This window comes from Pseudonocardia zijingensis (genome assembly GCF_042657305.1).
GTDB classification, from domain to species: Bacteria; Actinomycetota; Actinomycetes; order Mycobacteriales; family Pseudonocardiaceae; genus Pseudonocardia; species Pseudonocardia zijingensis.
The window spans coordinates 781708-804071 of record NZ_JBHSKO010000001.1; the positions used below are offsets into that span (position 1 = coordinate 781708).

The following is a 22364-nucleotide window of genomic DNA, read 5'->3' on the forward strand; positions in this document are numbered from 1 at the left end:
GGCGCGTTGCCAGTGGCCCGGGGGCCGTCGCCGGGGTGTCGTCGGTCGTGTCATCGGCGGCGTCGTGAGCGCTGACCCCGCGCGCCGGTGCAGCGGTGGTGGCAGCCGGCGGTGCGTGCGGCTCGCCCGCTTCGGCGGCCTCGGTGGCGAGCGCCTGCTCGGCGGCAGTGCCCCCGGCGGTGGCGGCCGGGGTGAGGGGGCCGTCGGCGGGAGCCGGTTCCGGGGTCGGCGCCGTCTCCGGCCGGCCGGTCGGGGCCTCAGCCGTGGCTGCTGGAGTGGTGGCCGGGGTGGGGGCGCTGTCGGTCGGAGCGGGCTCCGGGACCGGCGGTGCCTCCGGCGCGGGCCGCTCGGGTGCGTCGGTGGCCGGGACCTCCGCGACGAGGTCCGGCTCGTCGCCGGTGGGGCCGGCGGCAGGAGCAGGTTCGTGGGTCGCGGCGGGGGCCGCGGCCCGGCGGCGCACGGCACCTGCGCCCGGGTCGGGCACCAGCCACAGCACCCCGGCCGGGGGCAGCTGCAGCACGGCCGACGCGGGCCGCCCGTGCCACATCGTGCGTTCGGCCTCGACGGCGCCCAGGTTGCCGACGCCGGATCCGCCGTAGACCTGCGCGTCGGTGTTGAGGACCTCGCGCCACTGGCCCGCGAAAGGCAGGCCGACGCGGTAGTCGCGCTTGGGGCTGCCGGAGAAGTTGGCGATGCAGGCGAGCACGGTGGGCCTGCCGTCGGCGTCGACGCCGTGGCGCAGGAAGCTCAGCACGTTGCCGGAGGCGTCGTTGGCGTCGATCCAGGAGAAGCCCTCGGGCGTGGTGTCCTTCGTCCACAGCGCGGGCGTGTTGCGGTAGGTGCGGTTCAGGTCGCCGACGAGGGTCTTCACGCCGCCGTGCAGCGGGTCCTCGAGCAGGTGCCAGTCGATGGAGCGCGACTCCGACCACTCCCGCTCCTGGCCGAACTCGCCGCCCTGGAACAGCAGCTGCTTGCCCGGGTGGGCCCACATGTAGGCCAGCAGCGCCCGCAGCTGCGCCGACTTGTTCCACGCGTCGCCGGGCATGCGCTGCCACAGCGAGCCCTTGCCGTGCACGACCTCGTCGTGCGAGAGCGGCAGCACGAAGTTCTCGCTGAATGCGTACATGAGCGAGAAGGTCATCTGGTTGTGGTGGTAGGCCCGGTAGATCGGGTCACGCCCGGCGTAGTCGAGCGTGTCGTGCATCCAGCCCATGTTCCACTTGAAGCCGAACCCCAGACCGCCGAGGTGGGTCGGGCGGGTGACGCCGGGCCAGGCCGTGGACTCCTCGGCGATCGTGACGACGCCGGGGTGGTTGCGGTAGACGGTGGCGTTCATCTCCTGCAGGAACGCCACCGCGTCGAGGTTCTCCCGGCCGCCGTGGACGTTGGGCAGCCACTGGCCCTCGGGCCGGGAGTAGTCGAGGTAGAGCATGCTGGCCACGGCGTCGACGCGCAGGCCGTCGATGTGGAACTCGTCGAGCCAGTACAGGGCGTTGGCCACGAGGAAGTTGCGCACCTCGCGGCGACCGAAGTCGAACACGAGCGTGCCCCAGTCCGGCTGCTCGCCCCGGCGCGGGTCGGCGTGCTCGTAGAGCGGGGTGCCGTCGAACCGGGCGAGAGCCCACTCGTCGCGGGGGAAGTGCGCCGGCACCCAGTCGACGATCACGCCGTAGCCGCGCTGGTGCAGGTGGTCGACGAAGTAGCGGAAGTCGTCGGGCGTGCCGAAGCGCGCGGTGGGCGCGTAGTAGGACGTGACCTGGTAGCCCCACGACCCGCCGAACGGGTGCTCCGCCACCGGCAGCAGCTCCACGTGCGTGAAGCCGGTCTCGTCGAGGTAGTCGGCGAGCTGGTGGGCGAGCTCCCGGTAGCCGAGCCCCTGGCGCCACGAGCCGATGTGCACCTCGTAGACGCTCATCGGCTCGGCGTGGGCCTGGCGCAGCGCGCGGGCGGCCATCCACTCCTCGTCGCCCCACACGTGCTCGGAGGCGTCCACCACGGAGGCCGTGGCGGGCGGGACCTCGGTGCGGAAGGCGAGCGGGTCGGCCTTGTCGCGCCAGCGCCCGTCGCGGCCCAGGATGCGGAACTTGTAGCGGGTGCCGGGCTCGATGCCGGGGACGAACAGCTCCCACACCCCGGAGCTGCCGAGCACGCGCATCGGGTGTGCCCAGCCGGACCACCCGTCGAAGTCGCCGGTGACGCGCACGCCCTGGGCGGTGGGCGCCCACACCGCGAAGCTCGTGCCGGTGACCGGCCCCGAGGGGGTGTCGTAGCGGCGCACGTGCGCCCCCAGCACGTCCCACAGCCGCTCGTGGCGCCCTTCACCGATGAGGTGCAGGTCGATCTCGCCGAGGGTGGGCAGCCAGCGGTACGGGTCGTCGACGACGTCGACGCGGTCGCCGTAGCGCACGGCGAGCCGGTAGTCGCCGGGCAGGCCCGGCACCACTCCGGAGAACAGGCCGGAGTCGTGCACCCGCGCGAGCTCGACCCTCTTCCCGCCCTCGCGCACGACCTCCACCTGGTCGGCGTGGGGGCGCAGCACCCGGATCAGCGTGCCGTCCGGGTGGGGGTGCGCGCCCAGCACCGAGTGCGGGTCGTGGTGCGTGCCGCCGAGCAGGCGGTCGATCGTGTGCGGGTCCGGCGGGCACGGATCGATCCGCTCGCTGATCGTCTGGGTCCGGTTCTCCTCACGATCCACGGGCGCACCCTAGTGCTCCTGACCCGCCGTTGCCGGTCCTGGGCGCGACGAACCGATCACCGTCCGCCATACGGTGTAGTGGTGGGCGCGTTGCGGGGGAGAGGGCTGCGGTGGCTGGCGGGTGGGATCGCGGCCGTGCTGCTCGCGGCCGGGACCGGGATCGTCGTGGCGTACCCGGCGGTGGCGGCCACCGCCTGCCCCGGTTGCTACGGGCTCGAGCGGCTCCGGCCGGGGTTGCACGTCGAACCCGGGCTGGACGAGGAGCGGCGCCGGCAGGTCTCCGACGCCGTCGCGGAGGGCACGCGGCGGGTGGCGGGGTTCTTCGGTGACCTGCGCAGCGACCCGCAGTTCCTCGCGTGCGTGTCCGACGGGTGCTACGAGCGGGTGGGCGGTGGCGGGGAGCGCGGCGTCGCCGTGCTGAACCGGGCCGTGATGCTGTCGCCGCGCGGCATCGACCCGGTGATCGCTGCGCACGAGCTCACGCACGTCGAGCTGCACGCCCGCCTGGACGGCGCGGCGGTGCCGCAGTGGTTCGACGAGGGGCTCGCCGTGCTCGTCGCCGACGACCCGCGCTACCTGCGCCCCGCGGGGGAGGGCGACCGCTGCCTCGTCGCGCCCACCGGGCCGCTGCCGGACACGCTCGACGGCTGGCTGCGCGCCGCGAGCGCGGACGCAGGCGTGTACGCGCAGGCGGCGTGCGCCGTGAGCCGCTGGACGGTCACGCACGACGTGCACCGGGTGGTCGCCGACCTGGCGGCGGGGGCGCCGTTCCCCGTCTAGGCCCAGGTCGGGTGGTCCGGGGGCAGGGAGGCCGGCAGGTCGAAGCGGGGGAACAGGCTCTCGTCGATGAAGGCCGTGACGGCGGCGATGCGGTCGTCGCGGAGGGTGAGGACGTCGATGATGCGGCCGACGAACGCGCCCGCCTCCTCGTCCCAGAGGTAGCAGGCCACGGCCTGCTGGCCGTTGGCGGTGACGGGCAGGTGGCGCCAGCGTTGCCGCAGCGGCAGCCGGAGGAGGAAGTCGGTGACGGCCTCCGTGCCGCGGTACCAGCTCGGCAGGGGCGGCATCGACCACGTGGCGTCGGCCGTGAGCAGGGAGACGAGGGTGTCGGTGTCGCCGCGTTCGAGGGCGCTCGCGTACGCGGTGACGAGCTCGCGCAGCCGGGTGTCGCCGAGCGCGCGCAGCGTCTGCTGCTGGCTCTGCTCCGGCTGCAGCTCCCGCACCACCGCGCGGGCGCGCTGCAGGGCGCTGTTGACCGACGCCGGGGTGGTGTCGAGCGTGTCGGCCACCTCCTTGGCCGAGTAGCCCAGCACCTCGAACAGCATCAGCGCGGCCCGCTGGTTGCCGGGCAGGTGCTGCAGCGCGGCGACGAACGCCAGCTCCACGCTCTCCCGCTGCTCGTAGCGCGCGTGGGGCGCCGCGGGCCCCTCGGCGATGCCGGAGTCGGGGTAGGGCCCGAGCCAGGCGACGTCGGTGAGCGGCTGGTCGCCGACGGCCGCGCGGTCGAGCGCCGGGCCGATGTCGACCGGCAGCGCACGCCTGCCCCTGCGGGCGATCGTGTCGAGGCAGGTGTTGGTGGCGATCCGGTAGAGCCACGCGCGCACGGAGCTGCGCCCCTCGAACCGGTCGATGTTCCGCCACGCGCGCAGCAGGGCGTCCTGCAGGGCGTCCTCCGCGTCGTGGACCGAACCGAGCATGCGGTAGCAGTGGGCGTGCAGCTCGCGCTGCAGCGGCCCGACGAGGCGCCGGAACGCCTCGTGGTCGCCCGCCCGCGCGCGCGGGAGCTCGGCCTCCGCCACCCCGCCGGTCGTCTCGGTCATCGGGGACGAGTGTGCCCGAGCGCACCGACAGGAACTCCTGCCGCGCGCTCAGCGGTAGGTGTAGCCGCCGTCGGTGTACAGCGTCGAGCCCGTGGTGAAGGTGTTGGTCATGAGGAAGACGACCGCGTGGGCGATCTCCTCCTCGGCGGCGACGCGACCGAGGAGCGAGGAGCGCGCGTAACCGGCGTAGGCGGCCTCGCGCACGTCGTCGGGCCGGGAACGCCAGAGCGCACCGTCGACGGTGCCGGGCGAGACGGTGTTGACGCGCACGGGCGCGAGCTCCATGGCGAGCCCGCGGCCGAGCCCCTCCACGGCGCTGTTCGCCGCGACGTAGGCCGCCGCGGGCGCGGCGGGCCGGGCGCTCGCCGCCCCGGACATCAGCACGACGGACCCGGTGGGTTCGAGGTGGGGCAGGGCCGCCTTGACCGCGCGGTACTGGAGCCAGAACTTGGCCCGGAAGGGGCTCTCGGCCTCCTCGATCGTGAGGTCCCCGATGCGGCCGGTCCGGTAGTCGGCGGCGGGCACGAAGAGGTGGTGGAGCGCCCCGACCGCGGCGAAGAACTCCTCCAGCGACTCGGAGGAACCGGCGTCGACCCGGTGGCCGGTGGCGGCGGGTCCGATGGCAGCGACCGCGCGGTCGACCTTCTCCGGGTTGCGTGAGCCCACCACGACCCGGGCTCCCCGCGCCGCGGCGAGCCGGGCCGTCGCGAGGCCGATGCCGGAGGTGCCACCGATGATCACGGCCGTCTGCCCGTCGAGACCGGCAGCGGGGAACGCGTCGTCCTGCATGGGTCGACCGTGGGGTCCGCACCGATCCGCGGCCCTGGGTGAACTGCCGGATGAGACCGGCCGGGCTGTGCGATGTGCACAGTGCCCGCAGGCGTGACCTCAGACGCCGGACTGGGCCTCGGCCGTGAGCCGCCGGATCGACGCCAGCGGGATCGCGGCCCACGCCGGCCGGAAGCGGGACTCGTACACCGCCTCGTACACGGCCTTGTCCAGCTCGAACGCCCGCAGCACCACCGCCTGGTCGCGGGGGTCGGTGCCGGAGCGCAGCGCGTAGCCGTCGCAGAACGCGGAGCGGTTGCGCTCCGCCCACTCCCGGGCCCGCCACACCAGCTGGGACTCCTGGTCCGGGTCGGCCCAGTCGGCCGAGTGCTCCCACTGCGAGAGCTGGTGGAACGCGGCGTAGTCGAACGAGCGGAGCATCCCGGCGACGTCGCGCATCGCCGAGTCCGGGCGCACGCGCTCCGCGAGCGGGGCGGCGGGCTCACCCTCGAAGTCGATCACCAGCCAGCCCTGCGGGGTGCGCAGGGTCTGCCCGAGGTGCAGGTCGCCGTGCACGCGCTGGGTGGGCAGGGGACCGGGCAGGGCCGCGACGGCGTCGTAGACCGCGTGGATCGCCGCGGCGTGCTCGGTGAGCGCGGGCACCTCGTGCACCGAGGCGGCGAGGCGCTCGTGCCACGCCGTGGACAGCGCACGCGGCTGAACCTCGCCGGTGGCGAGTGCGGTGCGCAACTCGGCGTGCACCACGGCGATCGTCTCGCCCAGCCGGGACGACTCGGCCGCGAAGTCGCCGCCCACCTCGTCGGCCCGCAGGTCGCCCTCGGCGAAGAGGTCACGCACGCTGGCCTGGGCCATGGCCCAGCCGTCGGCGGAGTTGGCGGCGAAGTCCTGCAGCATCGCGAACGTGACCGGCTCCCCGTGCAGGACGCCCTCCACGGCGCCCTGCAGGGCAGCCACCTCGTTGCTGCCGACCGACCGCAGCGCCCGGTGCAGCTCCAGGTCGGGGTTGACCCCGGGCAGCACCCGGCGGAACAGCTTGAGGATCGACTGCTCGCCCCACGACACCGAGGTGTTGGACTGCTCCACCCCGAGCACGCGCCCCGGCACGCCCTCGGCGATCTGCGCGTCCGGCTCCGGGATGAACCCGATGTCGCCGACGGTGCGGCCCGTGCGGATGGCGTCGAGCAGCCACTCCGTGACCCCGGGGTCCCACAGCCCGTCGTAGGCCACCAGGCCGTCCACGACACCGATCACGACGTGCTCCAGCTCGCCGCGCAGGTGCGCGCGCCGGGCGACGATGAGCTGGTAGTGCTGCACCGGGGAGTGGTCGGCGAAGTCGACGGCGAGGAGCACGTGGTCGACGAGGGGTTCCCCCTCCGTGCACAGCGGTGTGGCCGCCGCGATCGCGACGGACCGGACCTGCCGGCCCTTCGCGGCGAACCAGCGCTGCTTCGGCAGCCACTCTCGCAGCAGCTCGGGGAGCTCCTCGTCGAGCCTCATCCAGTTTCCTCCGCAGGGGTGATGGAGAACCAGTAGAAGCCGTGCCCCGGGAGGGTCAGCAGGTAGGGAAGTTCTCCGATCTTCGGGAACGGCACGCCACCGGTCAACTCGTGGGGGCAGCAACCTTGCCATGCGGAGAGGTCCAGTTCCACCGGCTGCGGGAAGCGCGACATGTTGTTGACGCACAGCACGACGTCGTCCCCGTACGAGCGGACGTAGGCGAGCACGGACGGGTTCGACCCGCCCAGCTCGTGGTATTCGCCCAGGCCGAACGCGGGGTGGCGCTTGCGGACCTCGATCATGTGGCGCGTCCAGTGCAGCAGCGACGTGGTGCTGTTGAGCTGCGCCTCCACGTTGACGGCCTGGTAGCCGTACAACGGGTCCATGATCAACGGCAGGTACAGCCGGCCCGGGTCGCACGTGGAGAACCCGGCGTTGCGGTCCGGGGTCCACTGCATCGGGCTGCGGACGGCGTCGCGGTCGCCCAGCCAGATGTTGTCGCCCATCCCGATCTCGTCGCCGTAGTAGAGGACCGGTGAACCGGGCAGCGACAGCAGCAGCGCCGTGAACAGCTCGAGCTGGTTGCGGTCGTTGTCGAGCAGCGGGGCCAGCCGGCGGCGGATGCCGATGTTGGCCTTCATCCGCGGGTCCTTGGCGTACTCCGCGTACATGTAGTCGCGCTCTTCGTCGGTGACCATCTCGAGCGTCAGCTCGTCGTGGTTGCGCAGGAAGATGCCCCACTGGCAGCCCGACGGGATCGCGGGCGTCTGGGCCAGGATCTCCGAGATCGGGAAGCGGTTCTCCCGGCGCACCGCCATGAAGATGCGCGGCATCAGCGGGAAGTGGAACGCCATCTGGCACTCGTCGCCACCGCTGTCGGGGTCGCCGAAGTACTCCACCACGTCGGACGGCCACTGGTTCGCCTCGGCCAGCATCACGCGGCCCGGGTACTCGACGTCCATCACCTTGCGGCAGCGCTTGAGGAACTCGTGCGACTCGCGCAGGTTCTCGCAGTTGGTGCCCTCGCGCTCGAACAGGTAGGGCACGGCGTCGAGCCGGAAACCGTCGATGCCGAGGTCCAGCCAGAACCGCAGAACCTCGATCATGGCGTCCTGCACGGCCGGGTTGTCGTAGTTCAGGTCCGGCTGGTGGGAGAAGAACCGGTGCCAGTAGAACTGCCCGCGGACCGGGTCGTAGGTCCAGTTCGACTGCTCGGTGTCGACGAAGATGATCCGCGCGTCCGGGTAGCCGGAGTCGTCGTCGGCCCAGACGTAGAAGTCGCCGTACGGGCCGTCGGGGTTGCGGCGGGACTCCTCGAACCACGGGTGCGTGTCCGAGGTGTGGTTCATGACGAGGTCGGTGATGATCCGGATCCCGCGCTTGTGCGCCTCGTCGAGCAGCACCACGAAGTCGTCCACCGTGCCGAACTCGGGCAGCACCGCGCGGAAGTCGCGGATGTCGTAGCCGCCGTCCCGCAACGGCGAGTCGTAGAACGGCGGCAGCCAGAGGCAGTCGACCCCGAGCCACTGGATGTAGTCGAGCTTCTCCGTCAAGCCGCGCAGGTCGCCCGTGCCGTCCCGGTTCGAGTCCGAGAACGCCCGGACCAGCACCTCGTAGAAGACGGCCCGCTTGAACCAGTCGCGGTCGACGTCCAACTGGCGCGCATGGCCGAACTCGTCGGACGAGGTCTCGACGAGCTGCTCGTCGTCGGTGTGCCGGGTCTCTGAGGCCGAGGTGTCGGTCGACATGGGCGTGCGTTCCTACCGGGCGGGGGCGGATGGCGGAGGGGGCATCCGGCCAGTCTTACCCGGGGTCGAACCCGGGTGCAGGACGTGGCTCGGCGGCTGTGTCGGAGCGTAGCTCCCCGGCGTCCCGGAGCGCGGGGGAGGCGCCTCAGACGAGTCGCGCACCGCATCCGTAGGATCACGGCCTGTGATGGGCTGACGGGACTGTCGGTAAGCTGCCTCCTGGTGGCGCCGCGCATCGTGCGGGGCCGCCCCTCCCAGGTCAAGGGCGCCTTCGGCGTCGCTTCGCGATCGCTACCGCGACCCTGGACCTGCGAGCCTCTGCGGCCCCTACGGCAGGCTTCGCGGGCAGGCCAGGGCCTGCCCCGTTGGCGCGCGGCGCCACCAGGCAGCCTCCTGGAGACGACTGCCCGCGCGGCGATCTGGGGCCGAACGGCGGATCTCACGGCGATCAAGGGCAAATGGTCGCTCCCAGAGATCATCTAGCGACCATTTCCCCTTGAGCGACGACCTCGGAGCGCAAATTCGGCCCATGATCGGAGAGTTGGCGCATTCCCGTGTCGAAAACGCCCGGGAACGCGCCAAACCTGTGATCATGGCCGCGGGACCGGCCGGAGGTGGTGCCGCGCGCCAAGAGGGCAGGCCCTGCCTGCCCACGTGCTTGCCCGGGAGGGGTCGCAGAGGCTCACGGGTCACGGGGCGCGAAGCGCTCGCGCAGCGACGCCGAAGGCGCCCTTGAGGCGTGAGGTGCGGCCCCGCACGATGCGCGGCGCCACCGGAGACCCAGGCCTATCGGGTTCCGCGGCACGCAATACGGGCCGCTGCCACACCCATGATCGGAGAGTTGGCGCGTTCCCGGGTCGAAAACGCCCGGCAATGCGCCGAAGCCGTGATCATGCCGGGCCGGCAGGTCCCCGTCGTCCGCCCGAGCCGGCTCCTACCGCTCCACGCGGAAGATGTGGGCCACGTTGCGCCACGGCTCCAGGCGCACGTAGTTGTCGCGGCCCCATTCGTACGACTCGCCGGTGATCTCGTCGTGCACCAGGAACCGGTCGTCCCAACCGAGGCCGAGCGTCGGCATGTCGAGGGAGGCGGTGCCCTCCTGCGCGGCGTGCGAGTCGAGCGTGCACACCACGATGACGGTGTCGCCGGTGGCCGGGTCGGTCTTGGAGTAGGCGATGATCGAGTCGTTGTCGACCTGGTGGAAGTGCAGGTCGCGCAGCTGCTGGAGTGCGGGGTGGGCGCGGCGGATCTCGTTGAGCCTGCCGATGTAGGGCTCGAGGGAGCGGCCCTTGTTGAGGGCCGTGGCGAAGTCGCGCGGGCGCAGCTCGTACTTCTCGGAGTTGAGGTACTCCTCGCTGCCGGGGCGCACCGGCTCCGACTCGAACAGCTCGAACCCCGAGTACATGCCCCACGTGGGCGACAGGGTGGCCGCGAGCGTGGCGCGGATCGCGAACATCGCGGGCCCGCCGGTCTGCAGCGACTCGTGCAGGATGTCCGGCGTGTTGACGAAGAAGTTGGGGCGGCACTCGTCGGCGCGCTCGGCGTGCATGAGCGCGAAGTCGGTGAGCTCCTGCTTCGTGGTGCGCCACGTGAAGTAGGTGTAGGACTGCGTGAAGCCCAGGCGGGCCAGCCCGAACAGCCGTGCCGGGCGGGTGAATGCCTCGGCGAGGAACAGAACGTCCGGGTAGCGGGACTTGACCTGCCAGATCAGCCAGTGCCAGAAGTTCGGTGGCTTGGTGTGCGGGTTGTCGACCCGGAAGATCCGCACCCCGTGCTCGACCCAGTGCAGCACCACGCGCAGCGACTCCGCGTAGATGCCCTCGGGGTCGTTGTCGAAGTTGATCGGGTAGATGTCCTGGTACTTCTTCGGCGGGTTCTCCGCGTAGGCGATGGTGCCGTCGGGGCGCACGGTGAACCACTCGGGGTGCTCGGCCACCCAGGGGTGGTCGGGGGCGCACTGCAGCGCGAAGTCGAGGGCCACCTCCATCCCCAGGTCGCGGGTGCGGTCGACGAACGCATCGAAGTCGTCGATGGTGCCCAGCTCCGGCTCGATGGCGTCATGGCCGCCGTCGGCCGAGCCGATCGCCCACGGCGAGCCGACGTCGCCGGGGCCCGCGTTGACGTTGTTGTTGCGGCCCTTGCGGTGCACCGTGCCGATGGGGTGGATCGGCGGGAGGTAGACGACGTCGAAGCCCATGGCGGAGATGCGGTCGAGCTCCTTGGATGCGGTGACGAACGTGCCGTGGATCGGGCGGCCCTGCTCGTCGACCCCGCCGGTGGAGCGCGGGAAGAACTCGTACCAGGACCCGAACAGCGCGCGCTTGCGGTCGACGTGGATCTGCTGGGGGCGCCCGCGCGTGATGAGCTCGCGCACCGGCCGCTCCGTCATGATCTTCTCGACGGCCGGGAACAGCGCGGGTGCCACGCGCGCGTGCAGCGGGAGCGCGGTGTCGCGCAGCGCGTTGGCAGCGCCGAAGAGCAGGTCGCGGTGGGCGCGCTCGCCGGGGCGGCGGCCCACCCGCTGAAGGAGCCGGGCGCCGATCTCCAGGTCGTTGGCCAGCTCCTCGGGGCCCTGGCCCGCCGAAAGCTTGACGGTGACCGCGTGCCGCCACGTGGACCACGGGTCGCTCCACGCGTCGACCCGGAAGGTCCACAGGCCGGGCTCGTCGGCCACCACGGTGGCGGCGAACCGGTCGGTGCCGCTGCCGATCGGGGTCATGCGGGCGTGGTGGGCCATCCCGTCGCTGCCGACCTTGCGCCAGACGACGTTGGCCGCGACCGCGTCGTGGCCCTCCCGCCACACGGCCGCCGTGATCGGCACGACCTCACCGACCACGGCTTTGCTCGGATGACGCCCGCCGCTCACGGTGGGTGTGACGTCATCGATCCCGAGCCGACCCGTCATCGGCACACCCCCAGCTGCACGCCCGTCACGTAAGTCACAAACCTACCTACCCGATCCGGCCTGCATCAGAACGGGGAGCGCGCGTTCACCCGATGGTCACGCAACGATTCAGAACGCCACCCCGACGGCGGACGGGCGCAGGTGCGCACGGTCATGGTCAGCCGTTCCCGGATCCAGTTCGCCGGTTCCCGCGGCCGTGCCGCGACGGCGGCGCCGGCAGGGGCGGATCTTCCCGCCGCCGGACGCACAACGCGGTCGCCGGGGCAGCTGCGACGTACTGCTCGCACCGATTGGCCGGACCGAGTAGTACCTCCGCGCGGTCGGTGCGACAGGGCTGTGCTGCTCGCAGCCGAGATGGTGCTGACCACGTTGACTGGACCGAGAAGTACCTCTGGTCGGTTGCCGCAGCGGTGTGGTGCTGCTCGCGGTGGGGTGTGGCAACGGCCGGTCCCGGGAGCGGTGAGCGCTCGAGACGCACAACGCGGTCGCGGGGCAGCTGCGACGTACTGCTCGGGCCTGTTGATCGAACCGAGAAGTACTTCCGTGCGGAGGCCGCGACACGGTGGTGCGGCTCGACACCTACCGGCCCGCGTCGGTGAGGATCGCCGCGATCAGCCAGCGCAGGCCGCGGTCGAAGTTCCGTTCCTCGCTCTGCCCCCGGCGGCGGGCGACCCGGCGACGGCGCCCGTGGCCGTCGCGTGGCACCTGATGGACCCGCCGCGCACCGAGGCGGCGTTCGCCGCGGCGCTGCCGCTCGCCGGTCTGGACGCGTGGCGGATCTACCTCGGGCTGCCCCTGCCCGGGGCCCGCTTCCCCGAGGGGGGCGTCGACGCGCTGATGCGCCTCGGCTTCGAGGACGCCGTGCAGAACCTGTACGGGCCGATCAGCGTGCAGCGTTGGGGCGCCGGTTCGGTGTGCGCTACCCGTGGCCGGAGCCGCGCAGGAGATCGCGGAGCGGATGGACTTCGTCGCGCGCGGGCGAGGTGGCCGCCTGCCCCGCCACCCCCCTCGTGGTGGGGGGAGCAGGACGACGTGGACGGCTTCGCCCGGCCGGCCGGGCGGCTGCACGAGGCGCTCGCGCGGCGGTCGGTCGCGGCCGAGGTCGTGCGCGTGCCGGGCATGGGGCACGGGCTCGCCGAGATCCGGCATCGCGCCCGCGCCGCAGCTGCCGGCGGCCGCGGAGGTGGGCTCGCCGTCGACTGGTTCTCCCGCCACCTGCGATGACGAGAGCCGGTCAGCCGGAGCGGTCCGGGCCGGCCCGGAGGAGCTCGACGCGCAGCAGCACCCGCCGCTCGCGCCGCATGGCCTCGCGGTAGTCGTCCCAGTCCTCGTGCTCACCGGACACGCGCCGGTAGTAGTCCACGAGGCCGTCCATGGCGTCCGGCAGGGAGACGATGTCGGCCCGGCCCTCCACCTGCACCCAGCGTCCGAAGAAGCCGTCGGGTAGTACGCACAGCCACATCCGCGGGTCGCGGCGGAGGTTGCGCACCTTGAGGGCGGTCTCCCGGGTGCTCACCAGCGCGCGCCCCTCGTCGTCCAGGGCGACCAGCACCGGTGACATCTGCGGCGTGCCGTCGCTCCGGAGCGTGGCGAGCACCGCCCGGTGCTGCTCGCGGAGGACCGCACGCGCCTCGTCGAGGTCCATCGGACGACGGTAGCGCCCGTCAGGTGTCGATCGGCCTCATCGCGGCGCCCCGGGACGCATGGAACGCGACGACCAGCGCGAGGGCGGTCACCGCGGCCATGGCCAGGAACGCGTCGGAGTACGCGACGCCCTGGGGGGCGAGGAACAGCGGGTTGACGGCGGCCCCGCTGTGCTCCCGCGCGCTGACCAGCACACCGAGCAGGGCCGGGCCGGCGCCCGCCCCGAGGAACTGGGCTCCCTGGAGGATCCCGAGGCCGACACCGACCTGGTCGGGCGGCAGCGCGCCCGCCGCGGCGCTGATGATCGGGGTCATCACCAGGATGAAGCCGGCGCCGAGGCCGAGCATCCCGATTCCCGCGGGCACCACGGACGCGCCGCCCGTGAAGGTCGAGAGGACCAGCGCGAACAGCCCCATGCCCGCGAGGCCTGCCAGTACGAGCGGGCGGGTGCCGATGCGGTCGGCGATGCGGCCGATCAACGGCGAGAGGAGGGCCACCGCGGCCCCGGCCGGGATCATGACGAGCGCGCCCGCCCCCGGGGCGAGACCGTTGACGTCGACGACCAGCAGCGGCACGAACACCAGCGCGCCGAGGTTCACGGTCATGGCGAGGAAGGCGACCCCGACCGCGGACCGGTAGACCCGGTTGACGAACAGCGCGGGCGGGACGAACGGCTGCGAGACGCGGACGGTGCGCCACGTGAACAGCGCGAGGGCCACGGCGGCCACGGCGAGGCTGCCCCAGGACGAGGGGGCGGAGAACCCCGCCACCTGGGCCTGGGTGGTGCCGTGGAGCGCCAGCCCGGCACCCGTGCCCAGGAAGATGCCGCCCAGGACGTCGAACCGGCCCGCTCCGGCCGGGGGATCGCCGGGAAGCACGCGCCACGCCGCGGGGAGCAGCACCAGTGCCACCGCGACCATGAGCCAGAACAGCGCGGGCCAGCCCATGAGCTGGCCGATCCCGCCGCCGAGGGCCGGCCCCGCGGCGGTGCCGACGCCCGTGGTCGCGGAGACGGTCCCGATCCCGCTTCCGCGCCGCGCGGCAGGCAGCAACCTCGTCACCGCGATGATCGAGAGAACGGGGATCGCGGCCGCGCCCACCCCCATCACGATCCGGCCGAGCACGAGAACGGGCAGGGCGGGGGCGAGCGCGCAGACCAGGCTCCCGGCGGCGAAGGGCAGCAGGGCGAACGCGAAGAGGTTGCGCAGGCCCACCCGGTCGGACACGCGGCCGTAGAAGGGCACGCCGACCGCGAACACAAGCAGGAATCCGGTGACGACCCAGGCGAGCTCCGCCTCGGACGCCCCGAACTCGGCCCCGATCGACGGGAGCATCAGGTTGACCATGTCGCTCGCGACGACCGTGGCGAGCATCGCCGGCACCAGCACGGCGAGCAGTGCTGGTCCGGGGTCGGTTCGTGCGGTCGTGGACGTCATCCCGTGCTTCCTCCGCGCGGCAGAACTGCCACTGTTGTAGTTACAGTTCGGGTGTGAAAACGGCGGAGGGCATGCCTCCGCCGTTCTAGCGCTCCGACAGTTCCCGTTCGCGGGTGACCGCCTCCTGCACCAGGTGGGCGATGGTGGTGCGGCTGAGCCGCTCCTCCATGGCCTGCTCCGCGGCGCGGAACTCCTTCTCGAGCAACGCCTCCATGTGTCGCCCGATCGCGCACGCCTCGCTGGGCGGATGGGCGTGCCGCGACAGGACCGGCCCCTCCTCCACGGCCGTGAACGCGTCGTGGAGGGTGATCTCGCGCGGGCTGCGGGCCAGGGTCCAGCCGCCGCCGCGCCCCTCGGTGGACCACACGAGGCCGGCGTCGCGCAGGTTGCCGAGGATGCGGCGCACGAGAACCGGGTTGCTCGCCAGGCTGTCGGCGATCTCGGCGGACGTCAGCGAACGGTCGTCCCAGCGTCCGAGCATCGTGAGCGCGTGGATCGCCACCGCGCTCCTGCTGCTGAGACCCACCCGCCCCCCTTCGAACTGCAACCAAGCTAGTTCTAGTTCGAACGGGGTGTCAACCCGCCGACGTGACGACTGGACCGATCCCGGAATCGAATCCGGCTATGGTCTGCCGGGTGAAGGCGCTTCGCAGGTTCACCGTCCGGGCCCAGCTGCCCTCGGCACTCGCCCCGCTGCAGACCCTGGCCACCAACCTGCGGTGGACCTGGCACACCCCCACCCAGGACCTCTTCGCGACGCTCGACCCCGACGCCTGGGAGCGGTCCGGGCACGACCCCGTCCGGCTGCTCGGGGAGATCTCCTCCGCCCGGTTCGCCGAGCTGGCCGCCGACGCCGACACCGTGGTCGCCGTGCAGGACCTGGCCGACGACCTCGCGGGCTACCTGCAGGAGCCGCGCTGGTACCAGCTGGAACGGCAGACCGACCCGTCGGTGCCCGCGGCCGTGGCCTACTTCTCGATGGAGTTCGGGGTCAGCGAGGTGCTCCCGAACTACTCCGGTGGCCTCGGCGTGCTCGCGGGCGACCACCTCAAGGCCGCCTCCGACCTCGGGGTGCCGCTGATCGGCGTCGGGCTGCTCTACCGCTCCGGGTACTTCCGCCAGTCGCTCTCGCTCGACGGCTGGCAGCTCGAGCACTACCCGGTGCTCGACCCGCAGGGCCTGCCCTTGCAGCTGCTCCTGGGCACCGACGGCGCCCCGGTGCTCGTCGAGGTGGCGATGCCCGGTGGGCGCACGCTGAAGGCGCGCGTCTGGCAGGCCACCGTCGGGCGCGTCCCGCTGCTGTTGCTCGACTCCGAGATCGAGGAGAACGACCCCGACCTGCGCGGCGTCACCGACCGGCTCTACGGCGGCGACCAGGACCACCGCATCAAGCAGGAGATCCTCGTCGGGATCGGCGGCGTGCGGGCCGTGCGCGCGTTCTGCGCCGCCACCGGGCACCCGGCGCCGGAGGTGTTCCACACCAACGAGGGCCACGCGGGCTACCTCGGGCTGGAGCGCATCCGCGAGTTGCAGGAGCGCGACGGCCTGTCGTTCGACGAGGCCGTGGCCGCGGTCCGCGCGGGCACCGTGTTCACCACGCACACTCCCGTGCCCGCCGGGATCGACCGGTTCCCGGTGGACCTCGTGCGCCACTACTTCTCCGCGGAGATGCTGCCGGGCGTGCCCGTGGACCGGGTGCTCGCGCTGGGCGCCGAGGAGAACCCCAACATGTTCAACATGGCGCACATGGGCCTGCGGCTGGCCCAGCGCGCCAACGGCGTCTCGCAGCTGCACGGCGCGGTCTCGCGGGGGATGTTCGGCCGGCTCTGGGATGGCTTCGACGCCGACGAGGTGCCGATCGGGTCGGTCACCAACGGCGTGCACGGCGCCACCTGGGAGGCGCGCGAGGTCACCGCGCTGCTCGGCGACGCGGGGCAGGCCACCGCGAACCCGCGGGAGCCCGTCTCCGACGAGATGCTGTGGAACCTGCGCGGGGCGCTGCGGTCGCGGCTGGTGTCGGAGGTGCGCAGGCGGGTGCGCGAAGCCTGGCTGCAGCGCGGCGCGTCCACACCGGAGCTGTCGTGGACCGAGCACGTCTTCGACCCCGAGGTGCTCACCGTCGGGTTCGCCCGGCGCGTGCCCACCTACAAACGGCTCACGCTGATGCTGCGCGACAAGGACCGCCTGCGCGACCTGCTGCTCGACCCGCACCGCCCGGTGCAGCTCGTGGTGGCGGGCAAGAGCCACCCCGCCGACGACGGCGGCAAGGCGCTGATCCAGGAGATCGTGCGGTTCGCCGACGACCCCGCGGTGCGCCACCGCATCGTCTTCCTGCCCGACTACGACATGTCGATGGCGCGGTACCTGTACTGGGGCTGCGACGTCTGGCTGAACAACCCGCTGCGGCCGCTGGAGGCCTGCGGCACGTCGGGCATGAAGTCGGCGCTGAACGGCGGGCTGAACCTGTCGATCCGCGACGGGTGGTGGGACGAGTTCTACGACGGCGCCAACGGCTGGGCGATCCCCACCGCCGACGGCATCGAGGACCCGGCGCGGCGCGACGACCTGGAGGCCAACGCGCTCTACGAACTGCTGGCCACCCAGGTGGCGCCCGCGTTCTACGAGCGGATCGACGGCGTGCCGCCGCGCTGGGTGGAGCTGGTGCGCCACACGCTCACCACGCTGCGCCCCCAGGTGCAGGCCGGTCGGATGGTGCGCGAGTACGTCGAGGACTGGTACGCCCCGGCCGCCCGCGCGGCCGCCCGGATCTCCGGCGACGACTACGGCCCGGCCCGGCAGCTGGCGGCGTACCGGTCGCGCCTCAACGAGTCCTGGCCGCAGGTGCAGATCACCGGCGTCGACGCGTCCGGGCTGCCGGACACCCCGGAGGTCGGCGCGCCGATGACCGTGCGGGCGTCGGTGCAGCTCGCCGGGCTCGCCCCGTCCGACGTGAGCGTCGAGGCCGTGGTGGGGCGGGTCGGGGAGTCCGACGACCTCGTCGACGCGGTCCGGGTGGGGATGGAGCACGTCGGCGCGGCGGACGGCATGGGCGAGCGGTTCGAGTCCGTGGTCAAGCTGCCCCACGCCGGGCTCACGGGGTACACGGTGCGCGTGCTGCCGTCCCACCCGTTGCTGGCCTCGTCGGCGGAGCTCGCGAAGATCGTCTTGCCCGGCTGACGCCGTAGCGGGTTCCCCTGCGTACGGCGGATGTGCCCCGGCTCGGTCGCTGTCACCCTCGGCCTCCTCGGTACGAGGAGGCCCGATGACGACCGCCGATCCGTCCCCGCCGGCTCCGCCGCCCGTCGACGTCACGACGATCCCGCAGCTGCAGGGGCCGTTCGCGCCCGTGATCGAGGAGACGGACGCCACCGACCTCACGGTGCACAGCGAGCTGCCGGCCGACCTCGACGGCGTGTACCTCCGGAACGGGCCGAACCCGCGCTTCACCCCGCTCGGCTCCTACGTCTACCCGCTCGAGGGCGACGGCATGGTGCACGGGATGTGGCTCTCGGACCGACGGGCGCGCTACGCGAACCGGTTCGTGATGACGGAGGCCCTGCGGGAGGAGGAGAAGGCGGGCCGCGCGCTGTGGGGCGGTCTCATGACGGGGTACACGCCCGGCGAGTCCGAGGTGGGCCCGGAGCTGGCCGGGCAGCCCAAGGCGCTGCCGGACATCAACGTGGTGCGCCACGGGGGGCGGTTGCTGGCGCTGGCCGAGTCCGACTGCCCGTACTGCCTCACGCCGAGCCTGGAGACGCTGGGCCGGGAGACCTTCGGCGGCGCGCTGCCGGCCGGCATGACCGCCCACCCGAAGGTCGACCCGCGCACGGGCGAGATGGCCGTCTTCTGCTACCTGCTGGAGGCCCCGTACCTGACGTGGGCGACCATCGGGCCGGACGGCGTCGTCACCAGACCGCCCACGCCGGTGAGCGGCGTCGACCGGCCGGTGATGATCCACGACATGGCGCTGACCGAGCGTTTCCTCGTGCTGGTCCTCGCCCCGCTGTACTTCGACCTCCGGGCCGCGCTGTCCGGCGGTTCGCTGCTCTCGTGGCAACCGGAGGACGGCACCCGGATCGCGCTCGTCCCGCGCGGCGGCGGCCCGATCCTCTGGTCGCACACGGACACGTTCTGGTGCTGGCACACCGCCAACGCCTTCGACGAGGACGAGCAGGTCGTCCTCGACCTCGTCGAGTGGAGCCGGCCGGGTGGGATCGTCCCGGGCCCCTCCGAGGGCGGGCTCACCAGGATGCGGATCGAACCGCGCACCGGTGAGGTGCGCCGCGAGCAGCTGGACCGGGGGTCGATGGAGCTGCCGCGCATCGACGACCGGCTCATCGGGCGCCCCCACGAGCGGATCGCGCTCGCGGCCAAGACCGGCAGGCGCCCCCTGGTGGGCGGCGACCACGACGCGCTCAACTTCTTCGACACCCGCAGCGGGGAGCGGGTGCAGTGGGACGCGGGCGAGCTGGCCGTGGGCGAGCCGGTGTTCGCCCCGCGGCCGGGCACGCGCGACGTCGACCAGGGCTGGTGGGTGACGTTCGCGACGAACCGGGCCAACGGTGAGAGCTGGTTCCTCGTGCTCTCCGCGGCCGAGCCGGGCCGCGGGCCGGTGGCGCGGGCGCGGATCCCGACGCGCGTGCCGCTGGGCCTGCACGGCTCGTGGCTGCCGACGCAGGAGTGATCTCCCATGGACAACCTCAGGTTCGTGCTCGGCTTCCTCCCGTGGATCGTCTTCTCGTTCGCCGCGCAGCGGCTCGACGCCAACGGCGTGGCGTGGAGCGCGACGATCGCGGTGGTGATGACCCTGGTCGCGCTGGCCGTCGCGCACCGCCACCACGGCCCCAAGATCCTGACGCTCGGCTCGTTCGTGCTGTTCTCCGTGATCGCCGTCGTCGGGTTCGTGGGCGGCCCCGCGGTGGACCAGTGGCTCTTCGAGTGGGGGCGCCCGCTCGTCGGTGTGCTGCTCGGGCTCTACGCGCTCGTGACGGTGCCGGTGATGCCCTTCACCGAGGAGTACGCGCGGCAGACCGTCCCGCGTGAGTACTGGGGCACACCGACGTTCCACAAGATCAACCGGGTGCTCTCCGCTGCGTGGGGCGTCGCGATCATGGTGATCGGCGCGTCGGGACTGCTGGTGACGGCGCTCGACGCGCACGCGGTGGACGCCTCCCAGCCGCACATGGCCGACCTGCTGCTCAACTGGGTCGTCCCGATCGGGGTGCTCTGGGGGATGATCAGGTTCACGGCGGCCTACCCGGAGCGGGTGCGGAAGGAGTCGGCCCCGGGCACCGGAGCCACCGACCTGCTGTAGACCGACAGCCGCAGCGCGGGATCGTCGGTGGCCTGCAGGGTGACGTACTCGTACGCGACGGGCCCGCCGGGCAGGTGGAGCAGCTTGCGGCCCGATCCCGGGGCGGCCACCCGGTGCTCGTCCCACCACCCCGCGAGCTCGGGGCAGCCGTCGCGCAGGCGCGCGGACAGGTCCGTGAACGCCGGATCCGGTGCGGCCAGGTCGTGGACCGCTCGGAACTGGGCCACGGCGTGGCGCGCCACCTCGGCCCACCCGGCGCCGAACAGCGCGCGGGCCGCGGGGTCGAGGAGCAGGTACACGAGGATGTTGCGGTCGTCCTCCGGCTTCGCGTGGAAGTCGCCGAACAGCTCGGCGGCCGCGGCGTTCCAGACGAGGAGGTCCCACCGCCGCCCGGTGACGTACGCGGGCCGCTCCAGGGTCTCCACCACGGCCCGCAGCCCGTCAGGCACGGTCTCGCGGCGGAACGCGGGTGGCATGCCGGCATCGGCGAGGGCCCGCAGGTGCCGCCGGTCGGTGTCGTCGAGCCGCAGCGCCCTGGCTAGCGCCTCGACGGTCTGCGGCGAGGGGTGCACGGGCCGGCCCTGCTCCAGCCGGACGTACCAGTCGACGCCGATCCCGGCGAGTTCGGCGACCTCCTCGCGGCGCAGGCCCGGCGTGCGCCGCCGCCTGCGCAGCGGCAGGCCGACGGCCTCGGGGGAGAGCCGCTCGCGGCGCGACCGCAGGAACTCGCCGAGCTGCTCGGGCACCTCACCAGGGTAGGACCGCCCCGTCCCAGGTTGGTGCCGGTCCTGAATGCGCTCCGCGGCGCGGCCGAGCATCGGCACCGTGAGAGCTGCTGTCCTGGAGTCCTTCGGAAGCCCGCTCGCCGTGCGCGAGGTGCCCGATCCGGTGCCCGGCGCCGGGGAGGTGGTCGTCGACGTCGCGGCGGCGGGTGTGCTGCCCTACACCGGCGAGGTGCTCGGCGGCGAGCGGAACTACCTGCTCACCCTGCCCGCGATCCCGGGGGCGGGCGCGGTCGGGCGGGTCCGGTCCGTCGGTCCGGACGCCACCCGGCTCGCCCCCGGCGACTGGGTGCTGTGCGACCCGGCGATCCGGTCCCGCGACGACGCGCTCACCCCGGACATCACCCTGCAGGGCCTGAGCGCCCGCGGCGAGGGCGGTCTCGCGCTGGAGCGCCACTACGGGCGGGGCTCGTTCGCGGAGCGGCTGCTCGTGCCCACCGAGAACGTGCATCCGCTCGGGCCGATCGGCCCCGCCGACGCCGCCCGGTGGTGCGCGGTGCACGTGTGCCTGGTGCCGTACGGCGGGCTGCACGCCGTCGGGCTGCAGCCGGGGGAGTCCGTGCTGGTCAGCGGGGCCACCGGCAACTTCGGCAGCGCCGGCGTGGCGACGGCGCTCGCAATGGGCGCCGGTGTCGTCGTCGCTCCCGGGCGCAACGCCGCGATGCTCGCCGAGCTGGAGAAGCGGTTCGGGTCCCGGGTGCGCACGGTCGAGCTGACCGGGGACGGGGACACCGAGCGGATGCGCGCGGCCGCTGGGCCGGTCGACGTCGTGCTGGACCTGCTCCCGCCGTCGGCTCCGGCCTCCGCGGTGCGCGCGGCGGTGCTGGCCGTGCGCGAGTACGGCCGGGTCGCGCTGATGGGCGGGGTCGGCATGCTGGGAGGCGACGACCTCGCGCTGCCCTACCCGTGGCTGATGCGCAACTCCGTGACCGTGCGCGGCCAGTGGATGCACCAGCGCGGCGCCGTCGGCCGGGTGATCGCGCTGGCGAGGGCGGGCCTGCTCGACCTGACCGGGTTCGCGGTGACCGGGTTCGCGCTCGACGACGTGAACACGGCGGTGCGCGACGCCGCCGACCGGGGCGGCCGCTTCCAGCTCACCGTGGTGCACCCCCGGGACGCTGCAGGAGCGGGATCATGACCTCGTCGGCGATCTCGTCGATGACCTGGTCCGGGATCGGGACGCCACGGGTGATGAAGTGGTACCGCAACAGCGCGTGCCCGGTCTCCAGCCTGCGCTCCGTGACGGCCGAGGGGTCGACCTCGCCGCGCTCGACCGCGCGCCGCACGATCTCCCGCATCGACGCCTGGCTGTTGCCGCGCGCGTAGGAGCGCACCCGGTGCGCCTTGTCCGGGTCGCCGAGCGCGTCGCTCAGCACCCCGCCCATCGCCTGACCCGCCGGCCCGGACAGGCGGTGGGCGACCGCCCGCATCGTGGCGACGAGATCCCCGCGCAGGCTACCGGTGTCCGGTGGCGAGGTGGCGTCGGGGAAGACGTGGTACACCGCGTCCATCACCAGCTCCACCTTGCTGGGCCAGCGCCGGTACAGCGACGCCTTGCTCGCACCGGCGCGCTCGGCCACCCGCTCCACCGAGAGCCGCGCGTACCCCACCTCGCCGAGCTCGGCGAGCGTGGCCTCGAGGATCGCGGTCTCCAGGGCGGCCCCGCGCCTGCGGGGCCGCTTGCGGTGGTCGACGTCCGCTTCCGTGGTGGTCCGGGCCGGGGAGCTCACGGCA

Annotated in this window: 17 protein-coding genes and 1 pseudogene; 6 read left to right on the forward strand and 12 right to left on the reverse strand. The window is 73.0% G+C overall.

Annotated features, from left to right (window positions below; genetic code table 11):
• Nucleotides 1–475 precede the first annotated feature (475 nt).
• A pseudogene (glgB, locus tag ACFPL3_RS04110) lies at nucleotides 476–2665 on the reverse strand (1,4-alpha-glucan branching protein GlgB); the annotation flags it as partial.
• A 111-nt stretch (nucleotides 2666–2776) separates the two neighbouring features.
• Between glgB and ACFPL3_RS04115 the strand changes: the two are divergent.
• Entirely contained in the window at nucleotides 2777–3475 is a 699-nt protein-coding gene (locus tag ACFPL3_RS04115) for a hypothetical protein (RefSeq protein WP_343938311.1), read from the forward strand.
• Here the strand turns inward: ACFPL3_RS04115 and ACFPL3_RS04120 are convergent.
• The 6 genes from ACFPL3_RS04120 to ACFPL3_RS04145 form a co-directional block, all read right to left on the reverse strand.
• Nucleotides 3472–4515, reverse strand: a complete 1044-nt coding sequence (locus tag ACFPL3_RS04120) for a sigma-70 family RNA polymerase sigma factor (RefSeq protein ID WP_343938313.1) — start codon at nucleotides 4513–4515, stop codon at nucleotides 3472–3474. The genes ACFPL3_RS04115 and ACFPL3_RS04120 overlap by 4 nt on opposite strands.
• A 48-nt stretch (nucleotides 4516–4563) precedes the next feature.
• Nucleotides 4564–5304 (reverse strand): SDR family oxidoreductase, encoded by a 741-nt coding sequence (locus ACFPL3_RS04125; RefSeq protein ID WP_343938315.1) that lies wholly within the window; start codon nucleotides 5302–5304, stop codon nucleotides 4564–4566.
• A 99-nt stretch (nucleotides 5305–5403) separates the two neighbouring features.
• Nucleotides 5404–6801 carry a maltokinase N-terminal cap-like domain-containing protein gene (locus tag ACFPL3_RS04130; protein ID WP_343938317.1) on the reverse strand — a complete coding sequence of 466 codons (1398 nt, stop codon included), beginning with the start codon at nucleotides 6799–6801 and terminating at the stop codon, nucleotides 5404–5406.
• Nucleotides 6798–8549, reverse strand: coding sequence for a maltose alpha-D-glucosyltransferase (treS, locus tag ACFPL3_RS04135; RefSeq protein ID WP_343938319.1), 1752 nt, complete (start codon nucleotides 8547–8549; stop codon nucleotides 6798–6800). Before treS ends, ACFPL3_RS04130 begins: the two co-directional genes overlap by 4 nt.
• 934 nt (nucleotides 8550–9483) lie before the next feature.
• A complete protein-coding gene (locus ACFPL3_RS04140; RefSeq protein WP_343938321.1) occupies nucleotides 9484–11454 on the reverse strand; it encodes an alpha-1,4-glucan--maltose-1-phosphate maltosyltransferase in 1971 nt (656 codons plus the stop codon).
• Between the two features lie 579 nt (nucleotides 11455–12033).
• The gene (locus ACFPL3_RS04145; protein ID WP_343938323.1) at nucleotides 12034–12159 is read right to left on the reverse strand and encodes a hypothetical protein; all 126 of its coding nucleotides are present in this window, start codon (nucleotides 12157–12159) and stop codon (nucleotides 12034–12036) included.
• A gap of 3 nt (nucleotides 12160–12162) precedes the next feature.
• Here ACFPL3_RS04145 and ACFPL3_RS04150 point away from each other — a divergent pair, with 3 nt between their 5' ends.
• Entirely contained in the window at nucleotides 12163–12678 is a 516-nt protein-coding gene (locus tag ACFPL3_RS04150; RefSeq protein WP_343938325.1) for a hypothetical protein, read from the forward strand.
• Nucleotides 12679–12688: 10 nt separating this feature from the next.
• Here ACFPL3_RS04150 and ACFPL3_RS04155 read toward each other — a convergent pair whose 3' ends face one another.
• From ACFPL3_RS04155 to ACFPL3_RS04165, 3 genes are all read right to left on the reverse strand, one after another.
• Nucleotides 12689–13099 carry a PPOX class F420-dependent oxidoreductase gene (locus ACFPL3_RS04155; RefSeq protein ID WP_343938327.1) on the reverse strand — a complete coding sequence of 137 codons (411 nt, stop codon included), beginning with the start codon at nucleotides 13097–13099 and terminating at the stop codon, nucleotides 12689–12691.
• A 19-nt stretch (nucleotides 13100–13118) separates the two neighbouring features.
• A complete protein-coding gene (locus ACFPL3_RS04160; protein WP_343938329.1) occupies nucleotides 13119–14534 on the reverse strand; it encodes an MFS transporter in 1416 nt (471 codons plus the stop codon).
• Between the two features lie 85 nt (nucleotides 14535–14619).
• The gene (locus ACFPL3_RS04165; RefSeq protein WP_343938331.1) at nucleotides 14620–15060 is read right to left on the reverse strand and encodes an RrF2 family transcriptional regulator; all 441 of its coding nucleotides are present in this window, start codon (nucleotides 15058–15060) and stop codon (nucleotides 14620–14622) included.
• Between the two features lie 110 nt (nucleotides 15061–15170).
• Between ACFPL3_RS04165 and glgP the strand changes: the two genes are divergently transcribed.
• The 3 genes from glgP (at nucleotide 15171) to ACFPL3_RS04180 (ending at nucleotide 19848) form a co-directional block, all read left to right on the forward strand.
• Nucleotides 15171–17711, forward strand: coding sequence for an alpha-glucan family phosphorylase (gene glgP / locus ACFPL3_RS04170; RefSeq protein ID WP_343938333.1), 2541 nt, complete (start codon nucleotides 15171–15173; stop codon nucleotides 17709–17711).
• An 85-nt stretch (nucleotides 17712–17796) separates the two neighbouring features.
• Complete coding sequence (locus tag ACFPL3_RS04175) at nucleotides 17797–19218, forward strand: carotenoid oxygenase family protein (RefSeq protein ID WP_343938335.1); 1422 nt, start codon at nucleotides 17797–17799, stop codon at nucleotides 19216–19218.
• Between the two features lie 6 nt (nucleotides 19219–19224).
• On the forward strand, nucleotides 19225–19848 hold the full coding sequence (locus ACFPL3_RS04180; protein WP_343938337.1) for a hypothetical protein: 624 nt from the start codon (nucleotides 19225–19227) through the stop codon (nucleotides 19846–19848).
• Here ACFPL3_RS04180 and ACFPL3_RS04185 read toward each other — a convergent pair.
• Nucleotides 19788–20594, reverse strand: coding sequence for a helix-turn-helix transcriptional regulator (locus tag ACFPL3_RS04185; protein WP_343938339.1), 807 nt, complete (start codon nucleotides 20592–20594; stop codon nucleotides 19788–19790). The genes ACFPL3_RS04180 and ACFPL3_RS04185 overlap by 61 nt on opposite strands.
• A 79-nt stretch (nucleotides 20595–20673) precedes the next feature.
• Here ACFPL3_RS04185 and ACFPL3_RS04190 point away from each other — a divergent pair, with 79 nt between their 5' ends.
• Nucleotides 20674–21768, forward strand: a complete 1095-nt coding sequence (locus ACFPL3_RS04190; protein WP_343938341.1) for a zinc-binding alcohol dehydrogenase family protein — start codon at nucleotides 20674–20676, stop codon at nucleotides 21766–21768.
• Here the strand turns inward: ACFPL3_RS04190 and ACFPL3_RS04195 are convergent.
• Nucleotides 21725–22360: a TetR/AcrR family transcriptional regulator gene (locus ACFPL3_RS04195; RefSeq protein ID WP_343938343.1), complete on the reverse strand. Its 636-nt coding sequence runs from the start codon at nucleotides 22358–22360 to the stop codon at nucleotides 21725–21727. The genes ACFPL3_RS04190 and ACFPL3_RS04195 overlap by 44 nt on opposite strands.
• Nucleotides 22361–22364: the final 4 nt, after the last annotated feature.

Coding starts and splice junctions, on each gene's coding strand:
- ACFPL3_RS04120 (WP_343938313.1), bottom strand. CDS start 4,515: ATGACCGAGACGACCGGCGGGGTGGCGGAGGCCGAGCTCCCGCGCGCG.
- ACFPL3_RS04125 (WP_343938315.1), bottom strand. CDS start 5,304: ATGCAGGACGACGCGTTCCCCGCTGCCGGTCTCGACGGGCAGACGGCC.
- ACFPL3_RS04130 (WP_343938317.1), bottom strand. CDS start 6,801: ATGAGGCTCGACGAGGAGCTCCCCGAGCTGCTGCGAGAGTGGCTGCCG.
- treS (WP_343938319.1), bottom strand. CDS start 8,549: ATGTCGACCGACACCTCGGCCTCAGAGACCCGGCACACCGACGACGAG.
- ACFPL3_RS04140 (WP_343938321.1), bottom strand. CDS start 11,454: ATGACGGGTCGGCTCGGGATCGATGACGTCACACCCACCGTGAGCGGC.
- ACFPL3_RS04150 (WP_343938325.1), top strand. CDS start 12,163: ATGGACCCGCCGCGCACCGAGGCGGCGTTCGCCGCGGCGCTGCCGCTC.
- ACFPL3_RS04155 (WP_343938327.1), bottom strand. CDS start 13,099: ATGGACCTCGACGAGGCGCGTGCGGTCCTCCGCGAGCAGCACCGGGCG.
- ACFPL3_RS04160 (WP_343938329.1), bottom strand. CDS start 14,534: ATGACGTCCACGACCGCACGAACCGACCCCGGACCAGCACTGCTCGCC.
- ACFPL3_RS04175 (WP_343938335.1), top strand. CDS start 17,797: ATGACGACCGCCGATCCGTCCCCGCCGGCTCCGCCGCCCGTCGACGTC.
- ACFPL3_RS04180 (WP_343938337.1), top strand. CDS start 19,225: ATGGACAACCTCAGGTTCGTGCTCGGCTTCCTCCCGTGGATCGTCTTC.